Origin of the sequence: Arthrobacter sp. C2 (genome assembly GCA_024207135.1) — a bacterium.
Taxonomy (GTDB): Bacteria; Actinomycetota; Actinomycetes; order Actinomycetales; family Micrococcaceae; genus Paeniglutamicibacter.
Genome location: CP042428.1, coordinates 3,553,447 through 3,572,026, shown reverse-complemented (window position 1 = coordinate 3,572,026; position 18,580 = coordinate 3,553,447). Strand labels below are relative to the sequence as shown.

The window sequence follows — 18,580 nt, the reverse complement described above, 5'->3', positions numbered from 1 at the left end:
AAAAAAATGTCGCTGCTAGTGGGCCACGCCGTAGAGGCGGTCCCCGGCATCGCCCAGGCCGGGAACGATGTAGGCGTTCTCGTCCAGCTTCTCGTCCAGGGCGCCCAGGACCAGATGGACCTTCTCGTTGTCCCCGTAGGCCTGCTCCAGGCGGGCCAGTCCCTCGGGCGCGGCGATCAGGCAGATGCAGGTGACATCGGCCGCGCCGCGGTCGAAGAGGAACTTGATCGATTCGATCAGCGTGCCGCCGGTGGCCAGCATCGGGTCCAGCACGAAGACCTGGCGACCGGTCAGGTCCGAAGGCAGCCGCTCGGCATAGGTGATGATGTCCAGGGTTTCCTCGTTGCGGGCCATGCCCAGGAAGCCGACCTCGGCGGTCGGTACCAGTCGGGTCATGCCCTCGAGCATGCCCAGGCCGGCGCGCAGGATCGGCACCACCAGCGGGGTCGGCTTGGCGAAGGCGATGCCGGTGGTCGTTGCAACCGGCGTCTCGACCTGGACCTCAACGGTCTTGACCTCGCGCGTTGCCTCATAGGCCAGCAGGGTCACCAACTCATCGGTCAGCTGCCGGAAAACCGGCGACGGGGTGTTCTTGTCTCGAAGGACCGATACCTTGTGGGCCACCAACGGGTGGTCAATTACCTGTACGCGCATGCACCAAAATCTACCAGCCGATCGCGCCCTTGGCCGGGTTTTCACATTCCGTCCCCGGGTGATTCCCACCATGGGCGCCGTGCTGCGGCCAGGCGGCCGGTAGGCGCGCGGACAAACTAGCATGGGAGGCACGATGATCGATTCTTCCCACCTGCCGCTCATGGACCTTGCCCTCGCCGAGGCCCGGGCCGCCCTGGCCACCGACGACGTCCCCATCGGCGCGGTGGTCCTCGGCCCCGACGGCAACGTGCTGGCCGCCGGCCGCAACGAGCGCGAGGCCCACGGGGACCCCACGGCGCACGCGGAACTGGTGGCGATCCGTGCCGCGGCCCAGGCCCTGCGCGATGCCGGGAACGGCGACGGCTGGAGGCTGGAGGACTGCACCCTGGTGGTGACCCTGGAACCCTGCGCCATGTGTGCTGGGGCGATCGTGCTCTCGCGCATCCCGAAGGTCATCTTCGGCGCCTGGGACGAGAAGGCCGGTGCCGTCGGCTCGGTGTTCGACATCCTGCGCGAACCGCGGCTGAACCACTGGGTCGAGGTCTACCCCGGGGTCCGCGAGGAGGAATGCGCCGCGCTGCTCAGCGACTTCTTCCGCGCCCGGCGCCGCGACTGATCCGCACCCGCTGCCCTACCCTGCGCGCAGCGAGTCGAGCCTGGCAATGTTCTTGGCCCGCGACTTCGGCGAGTCCAGGGAGAAGGACCTGAAGTCCCCGAGGTCCGCGGTGATCCAGTGCTCGACCTGTGCAATGCGCGACAGCACCGCCGCGCTCGCCGGATCGAACGTCCACCAGGCAATGCGGGTGTTCTCCGGGTCGTATTGCCACAGCCCGATGATGCGTCCGCGGTCAAGGATCGGGTGGTCCAAGAGGTCGGCGGCCAATGCCGAGCCGCTCATTCCCTCCACCGCCGTGGCCCCGGTTTCGTCGAACAGGTCGGCCGAGTTGCGGCGCAACAGCACCAGGGAATCGGACCCCGACAGCAGCTGGATATCCTCGGTCTCCGGCGCGTTGAATCCGGCCAGTTCGTTCATGTCGTCCGGCAGCATCCACAGCACCTCGCCGACGGCGGTGGGAACCTGAACGGCGCCGGTTGCCTCCAGGGCCTTTTTGGACTGGGCCACGGTGAAGGCCGTGAACCAGCGGACCTGCCCCAGCGTGGCGCCTCCGGTCCAGCTGAGGAACCGCTCGAGCATCCGCGCCCTGACCGCTTCGTCGTCTTCCCCGCTGCCTTCCAGCTCCCAGGCCACGTAGGAGTAGCGCTGCTGGTCCAGCCGCCCGTTCACCGGCACCCGGCGGATCCGCCCGTCCGCCTGCAGCAGCCCGAGCGCGGCGGGCAACGTGGTGGAGGCACCCTTCTTCTTGCCTTCCTCGCCCATGTTGCGGACCTTGTCCCCCAGGACCTTCTTGAGGCCCTGCGGGTCCAGTGCTTCTCCGGCGGTTCCCCGTGCCTCAAGCAAGACCTGCAGGATGTCTTGGGCCAAGGCCTCGATCTCGGCCCGTTGGACGCCCAGGCGCTCGAGCACCTTCACCGAGGCTTCGGCCGAGGCATGGCCCAGTTGCAGCCCCCAGGCATAGTCCGTGGCCGGCAGCACGTAGGTGCAGCCCCGGGCCGTCGGCAGCTCGTGGATTTCCCGGGCGGCGGCCGCCGCGTCGACCTCGGCCCGGAGCATGCCGGCCCGGGAGAACAGTGTCAGGTAGATGTTGGCCCCACCGATCGACCGGCCCCAGCCGACCCGGTCCAGGACCTCTGCCGCTCCCCTGGAAGCCAGCGACCCGTCAAGGCCCTGGCGGTGCCAGGACCACGCGCGCAACAACTGCGCGTCCAATTTCACCGGCGGGATCGGCGTCGTTTCATGCTGCGTGTTCATGGGTACATTGTGCCTCGAAAGATCCCACGTTTTTGCTGTGGACCATTCTTCCGATAGAGTATTCAGGTCTGGAGACGTGTCCGAGCGGCCGAAGGTGCAACACTCGAAATGTTGTGTACGGTAACCCCGTACCGAGGGTTCAAATCCCTCCGTCTCCGCCAATGAAAACCCCTGGTTCGCCAGGGGTTTTCTGTTTTTCGACATGCAGTCATGCTGCCTGTGAGGTGCGCATTTCGCCGGGGCGCGGCAGTGCGGGCAGTGCGGCCGTCACCACGCCGGACCCCACGCTCGTGGCCGGGGCCACCCCCGAGCCGCCTGTCCCCATCGGGCAGGGCATCGCCGACAGAGCACGCCCCCTCGCCGACTATCCGGTCACATGGGCCCCGACTGCAGCGGTGCACCCCGCAGCTCAGGCGCTCGCAACCGTCCCGCCGTCAGGGAAGAAGCAAGACCCCGTGATCGCATTAACCACGCAGGTCCCCCGTCCGGATAAACCAGGCCGGCCGGCCGGCATCAGTCCGAGGCCCCGGCCCTGACCTGGCCGCGGTAATTGCTGATCGCCAGCCCGAGGGCCGTCAGCAGCAGCGCTCCGCCGAGCAACCATCCGGCGGCTGCGTAATCAGTGAACCGTGGAATGCGGGGCGCGTTGATTGCGGCCACTGCGAGGAAGAGGAGTGCCGCGACGGCGCCCCTCCTTGCGGATGTTGCCTTGCCTCGTTCTGCTGTCATTGGCCATTCCCTTCCTGCGGCTACCGGCTCGGGCGTTGCTTGGCGCATGCTCCTGCCGCGGCGGCGGCGGCACAGGCGATGCATCCTGCTTCCACCGTAGCAGCGCAAAAGCCGCTCGGGCGGACGCGGTTGCCGGGGCCGGCGACGTCGAGATGCCCAAGTCCCCCAGGCCCTGGATCATGGCGGTGCCGGCCGCAGAGGTGCCTACCGGGTGGCTGCCGTCGGCCCCTTTCTTGAGGTCGGCAAACAGCGACGGGGCGAACGCCGCAGTCGTGCAGCGGACGCACGGGCACAAGTCGGAGAGGGTCACGTTCGACACGTGCGCGGTGCCGTTGCCCAAGGCTCCGGGCAGCGCCGTCAATGCAACGATGCGGACGCCATCCAGCGTTTAAGGCTCGGTTGCGCGAAAGCACCCTATGGTGAGACTGCATCAGGAATTCGGTCGCATGAGCGGCGGATTGAGCACCGCACGGACCGGCTCGCCCGCCGCGGAACGGGCCTGGGCCGCAAGCCGGAAAAGTGCCGCGGGGCGCCCGGCGTCGCCCGCGGTCATCCGCCCGGTGTCCTCGAGGAAACCGGGGTTTCCCGTGGCCTTGCGGTGGAAGTTCCGGGGATCCAGGCGGGTGCCCCACACCGCCTCGTACACGGCGCGGAGCTGCGCGATGGTGAATTCCTCCCCGCAGAATGCTGCCCCCAGCGGCGAGTACTCGAGCTTTGACCGGGCCCGCTCCACGGCGTCGGCCAGGATGCGGCCATGGTCGAAGGCAAGTTCCGTTGCCCCGTCCAGGACGTGGCCGACCGGGTACCAGGCGGCATGCTCGGCGTCGCTCCCGGCAGAGAGCACGGGAAAGTCGGGAGCCAGCAGCAGGTGGGCCACGGTGAGCACATCCCCGCGCGGGTCGCGCCCCTGCGGTCCGTAACTCTGCAACTGTTCCAGGTGCCCCGGCACCCGCTCGACCCCGGTTTCCTCCGCCAGTTCGCGGATCGAGGCCTCCTCCAGGCCTTCTCCGGCCAGCACGAACCCTCCCGGCAGCGCGAGCCTGCCGCGGAACGGCTCGATGAGGCGTGTAATAAGCAGGACGTTCAGGGCATTGTCGCGGACCGTGAGGGCGACGATGTCCACCGTCACCGGGAAGCGCGTGGGTGCCTGGGGCGAATCGGTCATGCACCCATCATAAATACTTATCGTCATATTGACAATAATTCAGGAAGCCTCCTAAGCTGTTGTTATCGTCAAAGCGACGATAACTTGAGTTCTTGAGGAGCACCCCACTATGGCCACCATCAAGCGCTACCCCTGGATCAGCCACTTCCTGGGCAGCCCCACCGGCTACGTCGTCCACCTGCAAAAGGGTGCCGTCAGGCACCGCGGCGTGGGCCAGGCGTTTTGGTTCCGGCCGGCGGCATCCGTACTGAGCGAAGTGCCCGTCGACGACCAGGAACTGCCCACGCTCTTCCACGCCATCACCCGAGACCACCAGGACGTCAGCATCCAGGCAAACGTCACCTACCGCTTCGTGGACCCGGTGTCCGTGGCCAGCCGACTCGACTTCGGCCTTCAGCAGGCCGGCCAGGCAACATCCGGCGGCAAGGAGCAGGTGGCCACCATCATCGGCCAGCTCTGCCAAAGCCACGCGATCGACCACGTCGCCACCACCACGCTTGCCCAGGCACTGGAACGCGGGGTCAGTGAGCTGCGCCAGCTGCTCACCGAGGCCCTGAGCGCCGACACCCGGCTGGCGTCCACCGGCATCGAGATCCTCGGCGTGCAGGTCCTCGCCGTCCGGCCGGAGTCCGAGGTCGAACGGGCCCTGCAGACACCGGTCCGCGAACAACTGCAGGCCGAGGCCGACCGGGCCGTGTACGAACGCCGGGCCGTCGCGGTCGAACGCGAACGGACGATTTCGGAGAATGAGATGGCCAGCCAGATCGAACTGGCCTCCCGGCGCGAACGCCTCGTGGCCCAGGAGGGGGCCAACGCCAGGCGCGAGGCCGAGGAACAGGCCGCTGCCGGCCTGGTCCAGGCCAATGCGGAGGCCGAACGCCGGGGCATCGGCGCCACCGCCGAGGCCAACCGGATCCGCCTGGTGGGCCAGGCGGAAGCAGCCCGGGAAGCCGCCGCCATGGAGGTCTACCGGGGCATGGACCAGGCCACCCTGCTGGCGTTGGCGGTCCGCGAGGCCGCCGGCTCGCTGCCGAACATCGGCAACCTGACCGTCACCCCGGACCTGCTCAGCGGGGCCTTGGCCGGGTTGATCCGGGAACCGGGCGCCGCGGCCGCCGGCGGAAAGTAGGCCCGGCCGTGGCAACACCTCGCCTCGTCATCGTCCATCGCCGCACCGAGCTGGCCGAATTGCTGGACCGGCACGCCACCCTCGGCCAGGCCGAATTCTTCCTCCGGGTCCGCGGCCGAACCCTTGCCGCCGTCCAGGAGCGCCATGAGCTGCTCGGCACGGCCCTGGCGACCATCCGCGCCACGGTCCCGCCCGACTGGCGCCTCGCCGAGGTGGAACGGAATGACCTGAACAGGTTCATGTTCACGCCCGAGGACATCATCGCCGTGGTGGGCCAGGACGGACTCGTGGCCAATGCGGCCAAGTACCTCGCCGGCCAGCCCGTCATCGGGATCGACCCGGAACCGGGAATGAACCCGGGCATACTCGTCCGGCACACAGCCGCGGATGCCGCACGGATGCTGCTGGGCCTCGCCCAGGCCAACCAACGACAGGCATCCTTGCCCTGCCGGGAGCTATCCATGGTGAGAGCAAGGCTCGACGACGGTCAGGAGCTGTCGGGGCTCAACGAGATTTTCATCGGGCACCGGACCCACCAGTCGGCCCGCTACCGGCTGACGACGCCCGACGGCCGGAGCGAGTCGCAGTCGTCGTCCGGCCTCATCGTTTCCACCGGGACGGGCGCCACCGGGTGGTGCGCCTCCATCGCGCAGGACCGCGGGGGACGAACCCTGCCGGCCCCGACGGACCCGGCCCTGGCATGGTTTGTCCGCGAGGCGTGGCCCTCCCCCGTGACCGGCAGGTCCCTGACCGACGGCGTGCTGGAGGCGGGCGAACCGCTGCGCCTCACCGTGGCCTCGGACCAACTGGTGGTGTTTGGCGACGGCATGGAGCAGGACCTGCTCACCGCCTCGTGGGGCCAGGAAATCAGCATTGAACTCAGCGACCGGCCCCTTCGGCTGGCATAGCGCCGTCGCCTGAGGCTACGGGAACCTCGACAAAGCCAGTGCCGGGGACGGCATATGCCTCCACGGGGCGGAACCTTTGGTGGGCCTCCGGTCGGCCGCGCGGCTGGGTCGTCTACGACCGGCGCACGTTCCGGTTTCAGGCCTTGCGGCCCCCGGCCAGCCATTGCTCGAAGGTCGTGGAATCCCGGGGAACCGCTGCCGACGGCAGCAGCCCGCCGTTCATCACCTTCACTCCCGGCACCGGGATGCCGATGACCTTGGCGTGCGGGCCGCCATTGCGGGATGCGGCATTGTTCTTGGCAACCAGGCGTGCCAGGCTCGCCATGTTCCGCGGCTCGGGCCCGGCAAGTTCGAGTCCGGCCGGGGCGTTCCTTCGCGCTTCGACCGCCGAGAGCACCAACCTGGCCACGGCATCGGCGGCCACAGGTTGGCTGTCCATGTGCGGCACCACCGCCACCGGGCCGATCGTGAGTTGCTCGATCAAGGTTTCGGCCAGCTCGAACCATTGGGTGGACCGCACGATCGTCGTGGGCACCTTCGCATTTTGGTAGCGCGCCTCCTGCGCCGCCTTGCCGCGGTAGTAGCCCATGTGCTTGTTGACCTCGGGCTTGCGGGCATTGATGATCGAGACACACACCAGGTGCTTGACGTGTTCCTCCTCGGCGGTGCGGATGATGTTCCTGGCCGTGGTTTCATAGAAATCAATGGCCGTGGCAGCCTTCGTGGTGAGCACGTTCAGGCAGTCCACCACCGCGTCGGCACCGCGCATCGCCGCCGCCAGGCCAAATCCCGTGTAGGCATCGACCCCCGTTCCCCGGCCGGCCGCCACCGCCTCATGTCCGGCTTCCTGCAACAGGTGCACGACCCGCTTGCCCAAGTTTCCGTTGCCGCCGAGAACGATCACCTTCATGCAATTCAGCGTACGCCTGAACGCGGGTTGGTTCGAGGGGATCGGTCGGCATTGCCCGCCCCAGCCCGGTTTCGTGTCCTTCAGGAAGCACCTAAACGTGCAGCCACCTGTGCCAACGCCGGTTCTTGAGAACCACGAAGTGGTGCAGCACGATCACCACCGTGGCCCAGCAGCCGCCGATGAGCAGCCCGCCGGCCACGTCGCTGAGCCAGTGGTGCCCCAGGTAGATCCGGCTCCACCCCACCCCGAGGACAAAGCATCCCAGCGCACACAGGGCCAGGATGCGGGCAAGCCGCGTCCGCAGGATCAGATACGCCAGGTAGCCAACGACCGACAGGATCGCGACGGCATTGAGCGTGTGCCCGCTGGGGAAGGAAAAGGACGCCGGAATCGGCACCAAGGCATCGGCCAACGACGGCCGGGCCCGGCCCAGTGTGCTCTTCAGGACGATCGTCAGCGCCACCGAGCCTGCGGCCGTCACCGCGATCAAGGCCCCGGGCCACGCGCTTCTGGTGCGCCAGGAGAACAGGGCGATGACGCACAGCAACATGATGGTCATGCCCAGGGTGTTCCCCGCAATGGTGAAGAACCAGGCGACAGCCGTCGCGGCCGGGCTCCGGTGGCCCGCCATCCAGTCGAGCACCGGGATGTCCCAGGCATCGGGGACCCCGCCGACCCGCACCGACACCCACAGTCGGCGTGCCACGGCGAAAAGGCCCAACACTATGGCAAGAACAAAGACCAGGATCGAACCGGCACGTTGCCCGCTCTTGCCGGAACGGCGCGGTGAATTCATGTATGCCAGCCTAGCGTTCGCACCTTGGCATGGTGCGATGGGGGCACCCGGCCTTCGCGCATGCCCGAGGGTCGTGCCGCAATGCGGGAAGATGGAGGCATGACAATCCGCGTGCTGGCCATCGGCAAGAAACACGAATCCTGGGTGGCCGAGGGCATTGACCGCTACGAAAAGCGCATGAAGAAGCCCTTCGACCTCAAATGGCAGCTGCTTCCGCATTCCTCGCGCGAGGGGGATGCGGCCCGCACCGAGGAATCCGAGCGGATCCTGGCCAAGGTCGAGGCGAGGGATTTCCTGGTGCTGCTGGATGAGCGCGGCAAGAACATCGACTCCCCCGCCCTGGCCAAGACCCTGCAGCGGCCCTTCGACACCTCGCGGAACATCACCGTGGTGATCGGCGGGGCCTACGGGGTCGACGCCTCGGTGCACGAACGGGCGGATTTCACCTGGAGCTTGTCCAAGCTGGTCTTCCCGCACCAACTGGTGCGGCTGATCCTCACCGAGCAGCTCTACCGCGCCCAGGAAATCTCCGGAGGCGGGAAGTACCACCATGTCTGACGCGCCATACGGCACCACTCGGCCCGCCAGGAAGAACCCGCAGCCGGTGGTGAATCGAATGTGGCGGTATGTGCCGGTGGTCTGTGCGGCTTCCATGCTCCTGGTGATCTGCGTGGTGGACCCGTCCATGGCCGGGTCACCATGGTGGGAACTGGATGAGGAAGGGCTGTGGTTGGCGCTGGCATTTCCGTTGGCGCCATGGTTCATCTGCGCGGCCCTGGCGGTGCTGGTTGGCTTCACGACGGGGTCGCGAACGGCCATCGCCCTGATGTCGCTGCTGTCGTTGGCCTCCGGGATCATCCCCGCCTTGATCTGGACCCTGCTGTTGCACGACGTGTTCCCGGACTCGGGACCGCTGCGGCTATCGATGGGCGTACCCGCGCTCGCGGGCGCCGCCTTGCTGATCTTCCTGGTGGGGCTGGGCCTCAGGCACACCGTGCGCGCCGCCCGCCGCCTCGGTGCCGCCTGACGGTGGTTCCCGCGGCCGAACCCGAATTGACGCTTCGAGCGTTTAGGCTGGGATCGATGGCTAAGAATGTTGATGCGGCGCACGTCCTTGAGCGGTTCACCCCCGCGACGCGGGCCTGGTTCGAGGGAGCCTTCGCCGCGCCGACCCCCGCCCAGATCGGGGCCTGGGACGCGATTTCCACCGGCCAACACGCCCTGGTCGTTGCACCCACCGGTTCCGGCAAAACGCTCTCGGCATTCCTCTGGGCACTGGACTCCTTTGCCCGCACCGCCACCGAGATCCTGGACCCGGCGCTCCCGGGCCTGGAAACCACGGGTTCTCCCGGGGCCAAGGACAAGAAGACGGCCGGCAAATCCGGTGGCACCAAGGTGCTCTACATTTCCCCGCTCAAGGCCCTGGGCGTGGACGTGGAACGGAACCTGCGCGCCCCGCTGGTGGGCATCAAGGCCACCGCCGCGCACCTGGGCCTGGCGGTCCCGCAGGTCTCGGTGGGCGTGCGCTCCGGGGACACCCCGGCGAACGAGCGCCGCAAGCTGGTGACCAACCCGCCGGACATCCTGATCACCACCCCCGAATCGCTCTACCTGATGCTCACCTCCCGGGCCCGCGAGTCCCTGGTGGGCGTGCACACCGTGATCATCGACGAGGTGCACGCGGTGGCCGGGACCAAGCGCGGCGCCCACCTGGCGCTGTCCCTGGAACGCCTCGATAACCTGCTTCCCTCCCCGGCCCAGCGCATCGGGCTCTCGGCCACCGTCGAGCCGCGCGACGAGGTGGCCCGCTTCCTGGGCGGCACCGCCCCGGTGAGCATCATCGCCCCGCCGATCACCAAGACCTGGGAACTGAGCGTCCGGGTGCCCGTCGAGGACATGACCGACCTGCCCGCCGCAGCCGCCGCCCACGACCTGGGCCCGGGTTCCGGGCTGGCCCCGCAGGCCAGCATCTGGCCGCACGTCGAGGAACAGATCGTCGACTTGATCGAGGCGAACCGCTCCACCATCGTCTTTGCCAACTCCCGCCGGCTGGCCGAGCGGCTGACCGGGCGGCTCAACGAGATCCACGAAACCCGCCTCACCGGGACCGTCGCCGGGGCAGGCTTCGCCCCCAACGGGATCGGCTCCACCGGCGCCGAGATGACGGCCGGGACGCCCGTGGCCCGGGTGCAGCCGGGAACCGGGATGCCCGCGGCGATGATGGCGCAGGCCGGGACCACCGCCACCAGCACCCCCGATCCCGGGGACGGGGCCGTGGTGCCGCTGGCCCGCGCCCACCACGGTTCGGTGTCCAAGGAGACCCGGGCCAACATCGAGGACGACCTCAAGACCGGGGTGCTGCGCGCCGTGGTGGCCACCAGCTCCCTGGAGCTGGGCATCGACATGGGCCTGGTCGACCTGGTGATCCAGGTCGAGTCCCCGCCCTCGGTGGCCTCGGGCCTGCAGCGCGTGGGCCGGGCCGGGCACCAGGTCGGGGAAACCTCCACCGGCACCTTCTTCCCCAAGCACCGGGCCGACCTGCTCTCCACCGCGCTGACCGTCTCGCGGATGCGCGAGGGGAAGATCGAGAAGCTGCACATCCCGGCCAACCCGCTGGATGTCCTCGCGCAGCAAACCCTGGCCGCCTGCGCGCTGCAGGACCTGGGCGTCGAGGCCTGGTTCGAGACCGTGCGGCGCTCGGCCCCCTACGCCACGCTGCCGCGCGCCGCGTTCACCGCGACCCTGGAGATGCTTGCCGGCAAGTACCCCTCGGACGAGTTCGCCCAGCTGCGCCCCCGCCTGGTCTGGGACCGCGATGCGGGGGTGCTCACCGGACGGCCCGGCGCCCAACGCCTGGCCGTGATCAGCGGCGGGACGATCCCGGACCGCGGGCTCTTCGGCGTGTACCTGGCCGGGGCGGAGGATTCCGGGGCCAAGGGCGGGCGCCGGGTCGGCGAGCTCGACGAGGAAATGGTCTACGAATCCCGGGTCGGGGACGTGTTTGCGCTGGGGGCCACCAGCTGGAAGATCGAGGACATCACCCATGACCGGGTGCTGGTCTCCCCCGCCTTCGGACAGCCGGGCAAGCTGCCCTTCTGGAAGGGCGACACCCAGGGCCGGCCCGTGGAACTCGGCGCCGCGCTGGGCGCCTTCACCGCCCGGCTGGCCAACGCCACCGGGGAGGCCGCCCGCGCCGAGCTGGAGGACATCGGCCTGGATGCCTTCGCCGCGGGGAACCTGCGCAACTACCTCGGCGCGCAACAGCAGGCGACCTCCGTGGTGCCCAGCGACAAGACCCTGCTCATCGAGCGCTTCGTGGACGAGCTCGGGGACTGGCGGGTCATCCTGCATTCGCCCTTCGGGCTGCCGGTCCACGCGCCCTGGGCGCTGGCCGTCGGCGCACGGCTGCACGAGCGCTACGGACTGGACGGCTCGTCCATGGCCGCGGACGACGGGATCGTGCTGCGCGTCCCGGCCATGGACGACGAACCTCCCGGGGCCGAGCTGTTCGCCTTCGAGCCCGAGGAGATCGAGGACCTGGTCACCGCGCAGGTGGGCAACTCGGCCCTCTTTGCCTCGCGCTTCCGCGAATGCGCGGCCCGGGCCCTGCTGCTGCCACGCACCGACCCGTCCAAGCGCACCCCGCTGTGGCAGCAGCGCCAACGCAGCAAGCAGCTGCTGGACGTGGCACGGAAGTACCCGGACTTCCCGATCATCCTGGAAACCGTGCGCGAATGCCTCAACGACGTCTACGACCTGCCCGCACTCAAGTCCCTGCTGGGCGGCATCACCTCCCGGGCCATCGCGGTGCGCGAGGTCGCCACCCGCACGCCCTCCCCCTTCGCCCAGTCGCTGCTCTTCGGCTATGTCGCCCAGTTCCTCTACGAGGGCGACTCGCCGCTGGCCGAACGCCGCGCCGCGGCCCTGTCCCTGGACCCGGCGCTGCTCAACGAGTTGCTGGGCCGCACCGAGCTGCGCGAACTGCTCGACGCCCAGGTCATCGCCCGCACGCAGGACCAGCTGCAGCGCCTGTCCAAGGACCGCAGACTGGCCGGCTTGGAAGGCACCGCCGATCTGCTGCGGATGCTCGGCCCGCTGGATGCCGAGGCCGTGGCGGCCAGGCTGCGCCCCGAATCCGAGGATGCCACCGAGGCCGATGCCCTTCGGTCCGCGGCCGGGCACCTGGCCGCGCTGGTGCACGCCAACCGCGCGCTCGCCGTGCGCCTGGGCGGCAGGGAGCTGTTCGCGGCGATAGAGGATGCCCCGCGGCTGCGCGACGGGCTCGGGGTGCCGCTGCCGCACGGGGTGCCGCTGGCCTTCATCGAACCGGTCGCCGACCCGGTGGGGGATTTGGTCTCCCGTTTTGCCCGCACCCACGGTCCCTTCACGGCCGGGGACGTCGCGGCCGCGCTGGGCCTGGGCGTCGCGGTCGTCGTGTCCGTGCTGGAACGCCTGGTGGCCGATTCGCGGGTCATGGCCGGGGCGTTCCGGCCCGCCGAAATGCTCACCGGGCTCCCGGCGACCGGGGTCAATGCCACCGAGTATTGCGATGCCGGTGTCCTGCGGATGATCCGCACCAGGTCGCTGGCCGCCCTGCGCGCCGAGGTCGAGCCCGTGGACCAACAGACCTTCGCCCGCTTCCTGCCCGGCTGGCAGGGCATCGGTGCGGGGCTGCGCGGCATCGACGGGGTGCTGGCCGTGGTCGAGCAGCTGGCCGGGGTGCCGGTCCCGGCCTCCGCGCTGGAGTCCTACGTGCTGCCGGCCCGCGTGCGGGACTACCAGCCATGGATGCTCGACGAGCTCATGAGCGCCGGGGAGGTCCTGGTCTCCGGGGCCGGGGCGCTGGCCGGGACCGACGGGTGGATCGCCCTGCACACGGCCGAAAACGCGCCGTTGAGCCTGCCGTTTCCAGACACCTCCGCGCTGGGCCCGCTGGCTTCCCGGCTGCATGGGCTGCTGGGCTCCTCCGGCGCCCACTTCGTGCCGCAGCTGGCCGGGCTGCTGGCCCGCGGACCGGGCGAACCGGGTCCGGAGCCCACGGGCGGCGCGGTGCTCGAGGCCCTGTGGGAACTGTTCTGGGCCTCGGCCGTCTCCCCCGACACCCTGGCACCGATCCGCCAGCTGGTCACCGGCGGCAAGAGCGCGCACCGCCTCCCCGCGCCGGCCCCGCGGGCGCGCACCGCCCGGCTGGGGCGCATGGCCATGCTGCGCGCTTCGAGCCCCGGGGCCCCCGTCGAGCTGACGGGACGGCGACCGGCACCGGAGGCGGCCACCGGGCGCTGGGCGGCGCTGCCGGCACCGCTGAACGACCCCACCATCCGGGCGCACGCCGCCGCGGAGTTCCTGCTGGAGCGCTACGGGGTGGTGACCCGCGGCTCGGTCGCCGCCGAGGCGGTGCCCGGCGGCTTCGGGCAGCTCTACCGGGTGCTCGGGAGGCTCGAGGAGGCCGGGCACACCCGCCGCGGCTACTTCGTCGAGCGGCTGGGCGCCGCCCAGTTCTCCACCTCCGCAACGATCGACCGGCTGCGAACCCTGGTGCGGGAGCCCGGGCACGGGCAGTTGCCCACAGCCCTGGGGCTGGCGGCCACCGACCCGGCCAATCCCTACGGGGCGGCGCTGGGCTGGCCCGAGTCCGCCGGCGGGCACCGTCCCGGGCGCAAGGCCGGGGCCCTGGTGGTGCTGCTGGACGGGGCCTTGGCCCTGTATGTGGAACGCGGCGGCAAGACCGTCCTGGGCTTCGGCTCCCTGGTCCCGGACACCGAATCCGCCGGCGCCGAGGCAGCGGTGCTCGATGCGGTGGCCGTGGAACTGGTGGCGGTGCTGCGCCGGGCCGGGACGGTGAAGCTGGGTATCGAGAAGGTCAACGGCTCCCCCGTCAACGATTCGCCGCTGGGGGCGGCGCTGCGCCGCGCCGGGTTCTATTCGACCCCTAGTGGACTGCGGTTTAGGAGCTAGTAATTTGGGGCTTTTTCGCCCGCCGTTGCCCGGTACCGGCTAGGCTAGGTGACTAGGGTCACCTGAATACTTGGGCAGGTGAACCCCGTCTAGCGAGTTAGGTGGTTTTGGCGATGCCCGAAGGGGACACAGTTTTTCGCACGGCCCGTCGATTGGAGGCCGCGCTGGGGGGCAAGGCGTTGAGCCTGAGCGACTTCAGGGTGCCCGCCCACGCGACCTTGTCGCTGGTGGATTGGATGGTCGAATCCGTCGTCTCGCGCGGCAAGCATCTGCTGATCCGCACCCGCCCGCCGTCGCGGGTTTCCGCCCCGCCGCTGAGCATCCACTCGCACCTGCTGATGGAGGGCCACTGGGACGTCTACGCCACCGGCGAGCGCTGGCGCTCCCCGGCGTTCAAGGCCCGTGCCGTGCTGGGCAACCCGGCCTTCACCGCGGTGGGCTTCGAGCTCGGGTTCCTGCATGTGCTGCGCACCACCGACGAGGTCGAGGTCATCGGGCACCTGGGCCCCGATCCGCTGGGGCACTCCTGGGACCCGGCCGAGGCGGTGCGCCGGCTGCTTGCGGCCCCCGAACGGCCGATCGGGCTGGCGCTGCTTGACCAGCGGCTGATCTGCGGGCTGGGCAATGTGTACCGCTCCGAGTTGCTCTTCGTGGCGCGGGTGCACCCGCGCACCCCGGTGGGCGAGGTCGAGGACCTGGGCCACCTGGTGGATCTGGCGCATCGGCTGCTGAACGCCAACAAGGACCGTGCCCGGCGGGTGACCACCGGTGCGGACGGGATGAACCCCTACTGGGTCTACGGCCGTGCCGGGCAGGCCTGCCTGCGCTGCGGGGAAGCCCTGCAGAAGGAGTCGATGGCCGAATCGACGCGCAGCGCCGAACGCGACGTGTTTTTCTGCGCCTCCTGCCAGGGATCCTACGTGCCTTCCGGGGAAGGGGCCCGCTAGCCGCGGGAACGGGCCAGGGCGGCCGAGGAGGCCATGCACCCGTGAAAGACTGGTGTGCATGGCCATGATCTCTCCCCTGCCCGTACGCAACGGCGTCAATGCAACCCGCCTGCGTGTGCCCTCACACGGCCAGTGGGCGACGGTGTGCGAGTACATGTTGCACCGCTTCGGGCACGTCGACGCGGCGGGCATCACCCGGCGCTTCCGCAACGGCGAGGTGGTCGGCCTCGACGGGGTCGTACTGGACGAGCACACCCCGCTGGGCGGCCACGAGTTCATTTGGTACTACCGCAACCTGCCGGCTGAGGAGCCCATACCCTTCACCGAGACGATCCTTCACCACGACGAGCACCTGCTGGTCATCGACAAACCGCACTTCCTGCCCACCACCCCGGGCGGGCGGTTCATCCAGGAATCGGCACTGGTGCGGCTGCGCAACCGGACCGGCAACCCGGAGCTGATCCCCATGCACCGTCTGGACCGTGCGACCGCGGGGATACTGCTGTTCTCCACCAACCCGGCCACGCGCGGGGCTTACCAGACGCTCTTCGAACGCCGCGAGATCTCCAAGACCTACGAGGCCGTCTCCGCGCTCGAGCCGGTGGCGGGACGCCCGGCCGGCGAGGTGCTTGGCCTCGGCGGGCTGGGCGGAAGCGCCGAGGAACGCAGCGGCAACGCGATTGACGGGACGGCGGGGCCGGGCAACCACCTGCTGTCCCCGGACGAATTGGAGGCCCGCCTCGACGCCCTGGCCGCGGACCCGCTGGTGTACCGGAACCGGATGAGCAAGATCAAGGGGCAGCTGCGCTCACTGGTCGAGGAGGGCGAGCCCAACGCCGAATCCCTGGTCGAGCTGCTGGGCACCGGCACCTCGGCCGGGCACTTTTCCGGGGCGAAGGTGGCCAGGTTCAGGCTGCGCCCGCACTCCGGCAAGACCCACCAGCTGCGCGTGCACCTGGCCGCATTGGGCCTGGGGATCCTCAACGACCCGTTCTACCCGACGCTGCTGGATCTGGCCCCCGACGACTACGCGCGCCCGCTGCAACTGCTGGCCCGCAGCATTTCCTTCAACGACCCGATCACCGGGTTGCCGGTGAGCTACACCTCGAAGCTGGAACTGGCCGAATCCCCCGCCTGACACCAGGCAAACGGCCACCGCTTTCCGCCGGTGGGGCGGCATTCATGGCGCAACTCACCTGCGGACGCGGGCGTGCGGGCGTGGGAATCGGGCATCCGCTCGGGGTTGTTCGGTACGCTGGTAGCCATCCGATGGGCCGGTGCACCACGGGCAGCACGGCGCGAAGAAGGGACTGAACATGAGCAATTCCAATACCAGGACCTCCTCCTCGTCAACGAACCCGCCCAACACGGCCCCGGAACAACCTGCCAAGGCCCCGGCACCGGCACCGGGCAAGGATTCGGGCAAGGATCCCGTCTCCTCCGGCACCACGCCGGCGAAGAGCCCCGCGGCACCCGAATCCGAAGCCCCCAAGTCCACGGACCCTGCCCCGCACGGCCCGACCGACCTGGTCCGCGCCGCCGGGGAATCCGCACCGGCTGCCCGCACCGACCGGGTCTCCGAGCGCATCGCCCACCCGGTTCCCCATCGCACCGTTCCCGAGCCCGGCTCCGTCGACGAGGTGCTCAACTCCCCCGAGGCACCGGCCGCTGGCGAGTCCCCGCTGCGCCACCTGACCGACAAGCAGGCACCGGCGGCCAAGGCCGCGGACGAGCAGCCCGAACGAACGGTCTCCGGCGGATTCTCCGGAATCAACAACTGGCTCGATTCGATGCCCGAACCCGATTGGGAAGCCCTGGGCGACAAGATCTACGCGGCCCCCAGGACCTTCAAGGCCCGTTGGCAGCAACGGCGCATTGAACGGGCCAAGGCCGCCGAACTCAAGGAACAAGACCGGTTGCTCGAGGTCGCCCGCGCCGAGGCAAAGGCCGAGGCGGCCAAGCGCGAGGCCGTGCGCCTGGCCCACCAGGCCAAGCTGGAAGCCGCAGCACACCAGGCCGCCGAGGCAAGGATCGCGGCGCAGGCGCAGGCCGAGGCCCGCGCCCGGGCCGCCGAAGCGGCCCGGAACAAGCCAATGGCTCCGCCCCCCGAAGTGCTTCCGGCCTTCGAAATGCCCGAGGCCGACCAGGCGCCGGACGCCGAGGTGACAATTGCCGGCACGGGGACCCCGGTGGCCTGGGTTCCGGCCCCGCAGGTGGATCCGGAGCAGCTGGCCGCGCTGGTTGCCAGCGCCAAGGCCGCGATCGACCACCAGCAGGCCACCGCCGAACCGGTGTACGTGGCCCCCTACGCCCTGCCCGAATTCGAACCCAACCCGGCCGAGGAACCGACCGACCTGCGCCGCAGGATCGCCGGCAGCTCCGCAGCGCTGGCGGCAGCAGTCCTGTCGCTTACCGCCTTGGATACGCTGTCCTCCGGCAGAGTCGAGTCCCTGGGCTCCAATTACTCGATGCTGTCCCTGGCCCCCACCGCGCACCTGGTGTGGCCCGTCATCTTCGTCTGGGCCCTTTTGGGTGCCGCCTACTCGTGGGCTCCCTCGCAACGTTCGGCGGTGCGGCAGCGCGTGGTCGGCTATCCGTTTGCGCTGGCCTGCGTGGCCTCCGGGCTGTGGATGCTCAGCGCCCTGAACGATTGGCAGTTCCCGGCGCTCGTGTGCGCCGCGGCCAGCTGCTGGTTCCTGTTCACCGCGGTGCGCGGACTGAACGCCAAGACCGCCCGCACCCGGCGCGAACGCATGCTCACCGACGCCCCCGTCAGCCTGATGACCGGTTTCAGCTTGGTCGTGCTGGCATCCACCGTTACCAACCTGCTGGCGTCCTGGGGCGCCGGCGGCGGGGTGGGCATCTGGGTCGCCACGCTGCTGGTACCCGCGGCGGGCTACGCGGCCATGTCGCTGTCGATGACCGAACGCGGGCGCATCATCCTGGCCATCGGCTTTGGCTGGGGCATGTTCTGGATCCTGGTGCCCCGGGTGCTGGGGACCAGCAACTCCATCTGGGTGGCCATCCTGGCCGGCATGGCCGGGTTCGTGGTCCTGCTGGCCACCGAGAACCGGCGCTACCAGATCCACCATGCCGAGCACCGGGCCGCCCGCGGCAAGTCCACGGACTTTTCCTGACCTTCCTGGCCCGGGGTCAGGGGCGCCGCAGGGCGATCCAGCGTCCCTTGGTGCGGCGCAGCACCACCAGCTTCTCGGTCACCGCCACGGTTTCCACCGCGGCGCGCATGGCCGCCGCCGAGGAAACGGCTCGCGCATCCGGGTTCCCGTCCTCTTCCACGGTGTAGCGCACCGTGATGCGCGGGAGCCCAGCCACGACGTCGAGCTGGTTCGCGTCCACGTGGTGGCCGATTGCCAGCGAGGCCACCGCGGTGTCCATGACCGCTTCGGGCAGGTGCCCGGGCCGCAGCCCCATGATGTTCAATTGCGCGCGATAGGAAGGCATGCAAACAAGCCTAGCGGCGCGATCCGGGTGTCGTCGCCGCACCCCGGGGCCCGAA

16 protein-coding genes and 1 tRNA gene are annotated in these 18,580 nt (G+C 69.6%); 10 read left to right on the top strand and 7 right to left on the bottom strand.

Features of this window, described 5'->3' with window-relative positions; all coding sequences use genetic code 11:
• Positions 1-15: 15 nt before the first annotated feature.
• Positions 16-654, bottom strand: a complete 639-nt coding sequence (gene upp / locus FPY90_RS16410; protein ID WP_071214810.1) for a uracil phosphoribosyltransferase — start codon at positions 652-654, stop codon at positions 16-18.
• Positions 655-787: 133 nt separating this feature from the next.
• Here upp and tadA point away from each other — a divergent pair, with 133 nt between their 5' ends.
• Complete coding sequence (tadA, locus tag FPY90_RS16405) at positions 788-1,270, top strand: tRNA adenosine(34) deaminase TadA (protein ID WP_139194831.1); 483 nt, start codon at positions 788-790, stop codon at positions 1,268-1,270.
• A gap of 15 nt (positions 1,271-1,285) precedes the next feature.
• Here the strand turns inward: tadA and FPY90_RS16400 are convergent, their stop codons facing one another.
• Positions 1,286-2,524, bottom strand: coding sequence for a DNA glycosylase AlkZ-like family protein (locus tag FPY90_RS16400; RefSeq protein ID WP_071214808.1), 1,239 nt, complete (start codon positions 2,522-2,524; stop codon positions 1,286-1,288).
• Positions 2,525-2,594: 70 nt separating this feature from the next.
• On the opposite strand from FPY90_RS16400, the gene FPY90_RS16395 reads away from it, so the two are divergent.
• A tRNA-Ser gene (locus FPY90_RS16395) sits at positions 2,595-2,685 on the top strand.
• 352 nt (positions 2,686-3,037) lie between these two features.
• On the opposite strand, the gene FPY90_RS16390 is transcribed toward FPY90_RS16395, so the two are convergent.
• On the bottom strand, positions 3,038-3,253 hold the full coding sequence (locus tag FPY90_RS16390; protein WP_139194830.1) for a hypothetical protein: 216 nt from the start codon (positions 3,251-3,253) through the stop codon (positions 3,038-3,040).
• A gap of 430 nt (positions 3,254-3,683) precedes the next feature.
• Positions 3,684-4,418, bottom strand: a complete 735-nt coding sequence (locus FPY90_RS16385; RefSeq protein WP_286135353.1) for an NUDIX hydrolase — start codon at positions 4,416-4,418, stop codon at positions 3,684-3,686.
• 109 nt (positions 4,419-4,527) lie between these two features.
• Between FPY90_RS16385 and FPY90_RS16380 the strand changes: the two genes are divergently transcribed.
• Entirely contained in the window at positions 4,528-5,547 is a 1,020-nt protein-coding gene (locus tag FPY90_RS16380; protein ID WP_071214805.1) for an SPFH domain-containing protein, read from the top strand.
• A gap of 8 nt (positions 5,548-5,555) precedes the next feature.
• Positions 5,556-6,455 (top strand): NAD(+)/NADH kinase, encoded by a 900-nt coding sequence (locus FPY90_RS16375; protein WP_071214804.1) that lies wholly within the window; start codon positions 5,556-5,558, stop codon positions 6,453-6,455.
• 136 nt (positions 6,456-6,591) lie between these two features.
• Here FPY90_RS16375 and FPY90_RS16370 read toward each other — a convergent pair whose 3' ends face one another.
• Together FPY90_RS16370 and FPY90_RS16365 are read right to left on the bottom strand one after the other, a co-directional pair.
• Positions 6,592-7,365: an SDR family oxidoreductase gene (locus tag FPY90_RS16370; protein ID WP_071214803.1), complete on the bottom strand. Its 774-nt coding sequence runs from the start codon at positions 7,363-7,365 to the stop codon at positions 6,592-6,594.
• 91 nt (positions 7,366-7,456) lie between these two features.
• Positions 7,457-8,161: a phosphatase PAP2 family protein gene (locus tag FPY90_RS16365; RefSeq protein ID WP_498682182.1), complete on the bottom strand. Its 705-nt coding sequence runs from the start codon at positions 8,159-8,161 to the stop codon at positions 7,457-7,459.
• A 99-nt stretch (positions 8,162-8,260) separates the two neighbouring features.
• Between FPY90_RS16365 and FPY90_RS16360 the strand changes: the two genes are divergently transcribed.
• The 6 genes from FPY90_RS16360 (at position 8,261) to FPY90_RS16335 (ending at position 18,200) form a co-directional block, all read left to right on the top strand.
• Complete coding sequence (locus tag FPY90_RS16360) at positions 8,261-8,719, top strand: 23S rRNA (pseudouridine(1915)-N(3))-methyltransferase RlmH (RefSeq protein ID WP_175475464.1); 459 nt, start codon at positions 8,261-8,263, stop codon at positions 8,717-8,719.
• Positions 8,712-9,188 carry a hypothetical protein gene (locus FPY90_RS16355; RefSeq protein WP_139194829.1) on the top strand — a complete coding sequence of 159 codons (477 nt, stop codon included), beginning with the start codon at positions 8,712-8,714 and terminating at the stop codon, positions 9,186-9,188. Before FPY90_RS16360 ends, FPY90_RS16355 begins: the two co-directional genes overlap by 8 nt.
• 56 nt (positions 9,189-9,244) lie before the next feature.
• Positions 9,245-14,116 carry an ATP-dependent helicase gene (locus FPY90_RS16350; protein ID WP_498682178.1) on the top strand — a complete coding sequence of 1,624 codons (4,872 nt, stop codon included), beginning with the start codon at positions 9,245-9,247 and terminating at the stop codon, positions 14,114-14,116.
• A gap of 113 nt (positions 14,117-14,229) precedes the next feature.
• Positions 14,230-15,063 carry a DNA-formamidopyrimidine glycosylase family protein gene (locus FPY90_RS16345; RefSeq protein ID WP_071214799.1) on the top strand — a complete coding sequence of 278 codons (834 nt, stop codon included), beginning with the start codon at positions 14,230-14,232 and terminating at the stop codon, positions 15,061-15,063.
• Positions 15,064-15,127: 64 nt separating this feature from the next.
• Complete coding sequence (locus tag FPY90_RS16340; RefSeq protein WP_286135368.1) at positions 15,128-16,201, top strand: pseudouridine synthase; 1,074 nt, start codon at positions 15,128-15,130, stop codon at positions 16,199-16,201.
• A 178-nt stretch (positions 16,202-16,379) separates the two neighbouring features.
• The gene (locus FPY90_RS16335; RefSeq protein WP_498682175.1) at positions 16,380-18,200 is read left to right on the top strand and encodes a TspO-related membrane protein; all 1,821 of its coding nucleotides are present in this window, start codon (positions 16,380-16,382) and stop codon (positions 18,198-18,200) included.
• A gap of 16 nt (positions 18,201-18,216) precedes the next feature.
• On the opposite strand, the gene FPY90_RS16330 is transcribed toward FPY90_RS16335, so the two are convergent.
• On the bottom strand, positions 18,217-18,525 hold the full coding sequence (locus tag FPY90_RS16330; RefSeq protein ID WP_498682173.1) for a hypothetical protein: 309 nt from the start codon (positions 18,523-18,525) through the stop codon (positions 18,217-18,219).
• Positions 18,526-18,580 lie beyond the last annotated feature (55 nt).